This window comes from Pseudomonas sp. NBRC 111139, from assembly GCF_001753955.1.
Classification (GTDB): Bacteria; Pseudomonadota; Gammaproteobacteria; order Pseudomonadales; family Pseudomonadaceae; genus Aquipseudomonas; species Aquipseudomonas alloputida.
Genome location: NZ_BCBP01000125.1, coordinates 1 through 6,525, shown reverse-complemented (window position 1 = coordinate 6,525; position 6,525 = coordinate 1). Strand labels below are relative to the sequence as shown.

Annotated in this window: 7 protein-coding genes and 1 pseudogene; 6 read left to right on the top strand and 2 right to left on the bottom strand. The window is 59.6% G+C overall.

What is annotated here, in order from left to right:
• On the bottom strand, positions 1-936 hold a 936-nt coding region (locus BJQ17_RS29195), incomplete at its 3' end, for a hypothetical protein (RefSeq protein WP_256560063.1).
• A gap of 146 nt (positions 937-1,082) precedes the next feature.
• On the opposite strand from BJQ17_RS29195, the pseudogene BJQ17_RS29190 reads away from it, so the two are divergent.
• Positions 1,083-1,255, top strand: a pseudogene (locus BJQ17_RS29190) (helix-turn-helix domain-containing protein); the annotation flags it as partial.
• Between the two features lie 25 nt (positions 1,256-1,280).
• Here BJQ17_RS29190 and BJQ17_RS29185 read toward each other — a convergent pair.
• A complete protein-coding gene (locus BJQ17_RS29185; protein ID WP_108191930.1) occupies positions 1,281-2,600 on the bottom strand; it encodes a hypothetical protein in 1,320 nt (439 codons plus the stop codon).
• Between the two features lie 177 nt (positions 2,601-2,777).
• On the opposite strand from BJQ17_RS29185, the gene pcaQ reads away from it, so the two are divergent.
• The 5 genes from pcaQ to BJQ17_RS29160 all read left to right on the top strand — a co-directional run bounded on the left by pcaQ (position 2,778) and on the right by BJQ17_RS29160 (position 6,294).
• Positions 2,778-3,710: a pca operon transcription factor PcaQ gene (gene pcaQ / locus BJQ17_RS29180; protein ID WP_003252533.1), complete on the top strand. Its 933-nt coding sequence runs from the start codon at positions 2,778-2,780 to the stop codon at positions 3,708-3,710.
• A 286-nt stretch (positions 3,711-3,996) separates the two neighbouring features.
• Positions 3,997-4,749, top strand: a complete 753-nt coding sequence (locus tag BJQ17_RS29175; protein ID WP_003252534.1) for an FKBP-type peptidyl-prolyl cis-trans isomerase — start codon at positions 3,997-3,999, stop codon at positions 4,747-4,749.
• Between the two features lie 289 nt (positions 4,750-5,038).
• Positions 5,039-5,476: a YkvA family protein gene (locus BJQ17_RS29170; protein ID WP_003252536.1), complete on the top strand. Its 438-nt coding sequence runs from the start codon at positions 5,039-5,041 to the stop codon at positions 5,474-5,476.
• A 114-nt stretch (positions 5,477-5,590) separates the two neighbouring features.
• Entirely contained in the window at positions 5,591-5,929 is a 339-nt protein-coding gene (locus BJQ17_RS29165) for a helix-turn-helix transcriptional regulator (protein WP_003252538.1), read from the top strand.
• Positions 5,926-6,294, top strand: a complete 369-nt coding sequence (locus BJQ17_RS29160) for a hypothetical protein (protein ID WP_003252539.1) — start codon at positions 5,926-5,928, stop codon at positions 6,292-6,294. Before BJQ17_RS29165 ends, BJQ17_RS29160 begins: the two co-directional genes overlap by 4 nt.
• The last annotated feature ends 231 nt before the right edge of the window (positions 6,295-6,525 follow it).

Genomic DNA, 6,525 nt, shown 5'->3' with positions numbered 1-6,525 from the left:
GTCTAGCCGATAGATCATGGGAGTACTGGTCCCTTCGGACCACACCTGGCCGTGGACGGTGATGCGCTGACTGGCGTTATTTAGCGTGAAATCATAAATGATAATGCCAGGCTTTGACCAATAGACCCCGTTGTCAGCGAAGCGCTGGTCGAGCGCTCCGGACAATGTCAGTGCTGCGATTCCGTTTATGCTCGACGAATCGTTGAAATAGCGCGTGTAGATGATGATGCGCACCTTCTCACCAACCTCCAGCATCTTAGGCGCCCCAATGACATAACGGAGGTCCGGAATAAGATCTTGCATCTTGAGGATGCCTAGCTTACCAAAGCTCTGGCGTGGGACACCTTCATGGGTGAGCACGAAAAGGATGGGAGCGTTTTCAAGGGAACCTGAGAAGATATAGTCGTTCTTGTAAGTGGTGAATTGGTAGAGCGTGATATCTTTAAAATTGAAAAAATTATTTAGGATGATGTAGCCGTTGTTGCTGCCGAAATCAGTATCTGGCTTTCCGTTTGGCTTAAGCTTCCACAGGTGGGTGAAGCCTTGGGTTCGATCAATCATAGTGAGCAGGATGTGACCCTCCGCATCCTCGGCCATATGAGAGAAACTATGATAATCAAAAACTGTGCTCAGGTCAGTCAGATAGACAAGACCTGTTTTGTTGAAAGACGTATCCAGCTCGCCATCTTTCAAGGTGCGCGCAATGAAAGGTTTCGTGCCGTTGTGGACGCCTCTCAAGTAAAATCGCTCGGGATAGTAGTTGCTTGCCAGGATTTGCGAAACCGCGTTTCTAGGATCCGCGATAGGCTCGCCGATGTGAAGGTGCCCTTTGTCGGCATAGGTTACGTCAATGGGCGCCTTGAGTTCCTGACGCTCGCCTTGGTAATCACGGGGGTTGTGTTGAGTCTGGGCAAAAAAAACCATATTTGGATGCATGATATGACCTGTCACTGGGGGAGTGGTTTTTGCGATCTCATTTAATGCGATCCGGATAGCTGCGGGTACTGGCAAAAATGATAGGTGTTGGTGGTCGATGGATAACGATCCGGTCTTGGCGCTTGGGCTGCAACGGGGGGCACCGGCGGGGGGAACTGCTCAATGGCAGCTGCCCCCGGTGGACGAGGTGGCGCGGCTTTGTGGCTTTGCCGACGAAGCCTACTTCTCTCGACGTTTCCGCCAGATCCACGGCCAGCCACCTGGCCAGTTCCGCCGCCAGCAACGCGACCCGGATACGCCGCAGGCGGCAATGCTTTAAGCCTGCCCGCTTCTGCCGTGGCGTACTACTGGACCGGTTTCAGAGAGAGGGCGAGCAGGCAGGGGAGTCGGTAGCCCTGCTGTACGTCTTCCCCGCTCACCACCATGCGCTGGTTCTCGGTATCGACTACTATCGAATTCTCGGTCGTATAGAAACCATCCTGCGGCACATACGCGCCAAACTGACCGTAGCCGTGCGGGGAGAAGAAGCGAGTGTCGAGTTGGCCGTTTGATTGGTAGCGCACTGCCATGTTGAAGCTAAAGAAGCCACCGTACCCTATTAGCCCCCCCTCGGTTTCTTCAATATGGGCCCACCCGCCGTCGATGCCGAAACGCACTACCTGCCCTTGGTTGAACTCGCGGGCAGGCTCGCCAGCATAGTCTAGTCGGTAGAGGGTCGGTTGGCTGCGATCGTCGTCGATCGAGTAGTGCTGGCCGTACAACGTGATGCGTTGGCTGCTGTCTTCTACCGTGAAGCCGCTATTGATGATCCCCTCGTCTGACCAGTGGTGGCCCACCTCGCCGAATGTGTCATCGAGACGCCCCGCCATCGACAGGCCACTGGTTACTGAATACCAGCCCGAATCGCTTTTCATGACAGTGCAGATCACGATGCGCTGCACCCCGGCGGTTGGGGAGATGACGGCAATGCCTTCAAGGCTGTGCAGTGAGCCTTCTGGAATCAGATCGCTCAACGCCAGCAGCCCATTTTCACCGAATTGGGGGTCCCTTCTACCATTGCTGTCCAGGGCGACGACCACCGCGTTGAAATCCCCAGCTTCGTATCGAACCGCGGTCGCCACCAACCCTTCCTGGTGGCAGGCCACTTTGTCCAGCACAAGATCTGCATCGAACAAGGCGCCGGTGTCGATATAGCCCTTTCCTTGACCAAAGCCCAGATCGGGTTCGCCTTTCGCAGTCAGCTTCCACAAATGAGAGGTTCCTGCCCCAAAAAGCTCCACAGTCACCAGCAGATTGCCCGTCTCGTCCTCTACGACTCCAGTGGCGTTTCGGTAGCGATCCGGGGGCGGCGGGGTGAAGTTGAACATGCCGCTACCATTGAACGTGGTGTCACGCTTTCCACTTGCGTCCAGGCAGGCAATGAAAACACTGTGTAGCCCATCGGGATCGGTTTGATTCCCAGTCACATAGAACCGGGCCGGCCGCACTTTGCTCCTCAGTACGCTGGTCGTCGACCCCATGTTGCCGCGGCCGCTTTGGGTGAAGTGGCCATGGCCTTTGTCGCCATAACTAAGATCGATGGGGGCAACGGGTTGCTGCTGAAGAGCCTCGGGAGAGGGTGGCACTGGTTGGGTAGAAGGGAAATGCTTCTTGGGTCGGATCATGGCGTTGAGCTCCATTCGCAATGAAACAGCTGCACGCCTATTGAGCAATGCTTCGCCAAGATCGGCTACTGGTAGAAGTGATAGGTGCGTCACCGGCCTGGGCATGCATGGGCAGGTGTGAGTACGAGGCGGCAGACCTGGATACGCCGCAGGTAGCGATGCGGTAAGCTTGCTGCCATGAACCTCGACACCCGCATCAAATACCGCCACCTGCTGTGCTTCCTGGAGATTGCCCGGCAGGGCAGCCTGGCCAGGGCGGCCGATAGCCTGTCGATCAGCCAGCCGGCGATTTCCAAGACCCTCAAGGAGCTTGAGGACCTGCTCGAGGCGCGCCTGTTCGAGCGCAGCCGCCAGGGTGTCGAGCTGACCCCGGCCGGCACCCGCTTCATGCGTTACGCCGGGCCCAGCGTGCAGGCGCTGCGCGATGGCGTCAGCAGCCTTCGCGGTGAAGCGCGGGCGCCGTCGCAGGTGCGCATCGGCGTGCTGTCCACGGTCGAAGGCCTGCTCATGCCTGAGGTGCTGTGCCGCCTGCATCAGCGCCATGAAGCGCTGGTGATCAGCGTGGTCACCGGGGTCAGCGCGCAGTTGCTTGGCCAGCTTCACCTGGGGGAGCTGGAACTGGTGGTGGGGCGCATGACCGACAGTCCGCAAATCCAGGGGTTGTCGTTCGAGCACCTGTACAGCGAGTCGATGAGCCTGGTGGTGCGCCCGGGTCACCCGCTGCTGGCCAGCACGCCCGTGGAGCGGGGGCAGGTGGGGCGTTACCCGCTGGTGCTGCCACCCGCTGGCACCACCATCCGCCAGCACGCCGACAGCCTGTTCGTGCAATGCGGCATCCAGATGCCGGCGCAGCGCCTGGAAACCCTGTCGCTTGCCCTGAGCCGGCGCTACCTGCTGGGCAGCGATGGCCTGTGGGTGGCGCCGCGTGATGCCGTGCTGCTCGACCTGCGCCGTGGCGAACTGGTCGAGCTTGACCTGGGGGTGCGCGAGCCGGGAGGGTCGGTGGGGATTTGCCGCAATGCCGCCTTGCCGTTGAGTTTGCCGGGCCAGTGGGTGGGAGAGGTGCTGCGGGAGGTGGCGGGGGAATATCGAGAGGGTCGGTATCCTTGAGGTTTTCGGGGGCTCCCTGACCTGTTTTAGCCCCTGTGAAAAGCGCCGATCACCCCGATGTTTCCGACCTCAGAACCTGCAGAAATAAAAAGCCACAAAAGCCCGGCAAACCCGGCACAAAGGGTCAATACTGGCCAATGGCTGTAAAGCTTCGATGAAGAAGCTTTTAATGACTGAACTTCCTTACGAAAACCCGCTCCTATGCCGGTAGCCATTGGTCATGGCCGCCTGATAAGCTCGCGGCTTTACCCTGATTGCCCTCATGGCGCATGAACAAGGAAATAGCATGAAACAGCATCGTTTGGCGGCTGCGGTTGCCCTGGTAGGCCTGGTACTGGCTGGCTGCGATCAACAAGCCAGCAGCCCCGAGCTGAAGACTCCGGCGCAGAAAGCCTCCTACGGTATCGGCCTGAACATGGGCAAGAGCCTGGCTCAGGAAGGCATGGAAGACCTTGATTCGAAAGCAGTCGCCCTCGGCATCGAAGACGCCGTTAGCAAGAAAGAACAACGCATCAAGGACGAAGAGCTGGTAGAGGCCTTCACCGCATTGCAGAAACGCGCCGAGGAGCGCCTGGCCAAGGCCAGCGAAGAAGCCGCCTCCGCCGGCAAGAAATTCCTGGAAGAAAACGCCAAGAAGCCAGGCGTGGTCACCACGGCCTCGGGCCTGCAGTACGAAGTGGTCAAGAAGGCCGACGGCCCGCAGCCCAAACCGACTGACGTGGTCACTGTCCACTACGAAGGCAAGCTGATCGATGGCAAGGTATTCGACAGCTCCGTCGAACGTGGCAGCCCGATCGACCTGCCGGTCAGCGGTGTGATCCCAGGTTGGGTCGAAGGTTTGCAGTTGATGCACGTCGGCGAGAAGTACAAGTTATTCATCCCGGCTGAACTGGCCTATGGCGCACAAAGCCCAAGCCCGCTGATCCCGGCCAACTCGGTACTGGTGTTCGACCTGGAACTGATCGCCATCAAGGATCCGGCCCAGTTGCAAGGTGCCGAGCCGCAGGCCGAAGCCCCTGAAGAAGCACCTGCCCAGTAACATTGGCTGGTTGTCGGAAAACGCCCCACATTGTTGGGGCGTTTTCGTTTGTGCCGATTGGACGAACCTGCAACAGCTGATACTGTCCGAGGAAATGCAGCGTGAAGAAGTAGGATGTTTCTGACGCAAATCGTTTGCGGCGCAGGTAGTCATGGCGTGAAACGACTGTGTAAAAAACGCCCGATCTGACCGGGCCCCTTGCCTGGCAGGCACCTGGGGTCGGAAACGTCGCCCTGTTCACAAGGTTATCCACAATAAATGTGGATAACCTTTTCCTCTCGGAGGCTCCATGAGCGCACCCTGGAATTTTGCCCGTTTCCTGCCATTGGCCGAGCGCCTGCTCAGCCGCGGTCGTTTGCCGGCCTTGTTGTTTGCGGTGGCGCGCAAAGGCCCGCGCCTCGGCCAACTGCGTGAAGATGTGAAGCTGCTGCAGTCGCTGTGCCTGGCCTGGTGGAGGGGGGAGTACCGCGCCATCAGCCCCAAGGCACTGGTCACTGTCGTGGCGGGCCTGCTGTATTTCGTCAGCCCCATCGATGCCATCCCGGACTGGTTGCTGGGGGTGGGTTTCCTCGATGACATCGCGGTCTTGGGCTGGGTGCTGAAAACCGTGGCCGACGAATTGGCGCGCTTCAAGGCCTGGCGCGATAGCCAGGCACCCGAGCGGCTACGCGTGGTCGAGCGCCTGCCGGCTACCCCGGAGGCGCTGCGGCTGGAGCGCAACAGGTAATGAAACCGGCCTGAATCTCACCTCAACTGCACAGACCTCGGAGTTGGTAATATAATTGGCATAAGGGTTATGCCTACGGATTACATGCTGTAATCCTTTTTAAAGGGGTTTGTAATGGGTATTCAGGTCATCAGCCGGGACGGTCAGCCCGAGTACGCCGTCGTTCCCTGGGAGCAATACCAGGCGTTGCTCCGCGCGGCAGGGCAGGCACCTGCCGAGGCGGTTTCCAGTGAGGCGCAGGGCGTTGCTGCCAGTGCGCCCCTGCCAGCCTTCAGCGAAGTCGCGCAGATTCGCCAGGCCAAGGGCATTGCCCCTGAGCAACTGGCGCGCAATGTCGGGGTGAGCCCGGCGTATCTGGCCATGATCGAATCGGGTGAACGCCAGCCAGATGCTGCCATCCGCCGCGCCCTGGCCTGGCATCTGGGGGTGGCTGGCTGGAGCGAGCCATCATGAGCCAGGTCAGGATCAGCCGTCAGCACTGGGATAACCTGCTGGGCGAGCTTGACCTGGCCCGTCGTCAACGTCACTTGCTGACATACCGAGCGCTGATCGAGCGCTTGCAGCTACCCAGCCCGGCCATGCAGACGCTGACTGCCGCGCTGGAATACCTGGCGGTGCTGGATGCCCGTGCCGAGCAGCCATTGCGCAGTTCGCTGGTGATCAGCCAAGGCGCCAGCCGTTTGCCGCGAACTGGCTTCTTTGAGTGTGTCGAGCGCCTGGGGCGGTTTACCGGGCCGGTCGATGGCATGGAGGCTGCCTCGTGGCATGCTTCTGAGGTGGTTCGGGTGTTCGAGTACAGCTATCCCGAAACGGCCTGAAGCGTTACCCATTCCAGCCTGTTCGCTACAGGTGGTGACCCTGAGCGAAAGGGCAGGGCCTGCTGGCCAGTTTCCACCCGCCGTTCAACGTTGCCGCCGCTACCGTATTCGCGGGTAAACCCGCTCCTACACCTGATCGGGGATGGACACGCATTGGTGATTGGACACAGGCCGTCGCGTAGGAGCGGGTTCACCCGCGAAAGGGCCGGGCCTGCTGGCCAATCTCCACCC

What these genes read in the sequence shown, in the direction of transcription:
- BJQ17_RS29185 (WP_108191930.1), bottom strand. Translation starts at nt 2,600, where the DNA reads ATGATCCGACCCAAGAAGCATTTCCCTTCTACCCAACCAGTGCCACCC.
- pcaQ (WP_003252533.1), top strand. Translation starts at nt 2,778, where the DNA reads ATGAACCTCGACACCCGCATCAAATACCGCCACCTGCTGTGCTTCCTG.
- BJQ17_RS29175 (WP_003252534.1), top strand. Translation starts at nt 3,997, where the DNA reads ATGAAACAGCATCGTTTGGCGGCTGCGGTTGCCCTGGTAGGCCTGGTA.
- BJQ17_RS29170 (WP_003252536.1), top strand. Translation starts at nt 5,039, where the DNA reads ATGAGCGCACCCTGGAATTTTGCCCGTTTCCTGCCATTGGCCGAGCGC.
- BJQ17_RS29165 (WP_003252538.1), top strand. Translation starts at nt 5,591, where the DNA reads ATGGGTATTCAGGTCATCAGCCGGGACGGTCAGCCCGAGTACGCCGTC.
- BJQ17_RS29160 (WP_003252539.1), top strand. Translation starts at nt 5,926, where the DNA reads ATGAGCCAGGTCAGGATCAGCCGTCAGCACTGGGATAACCTGCTGGGC.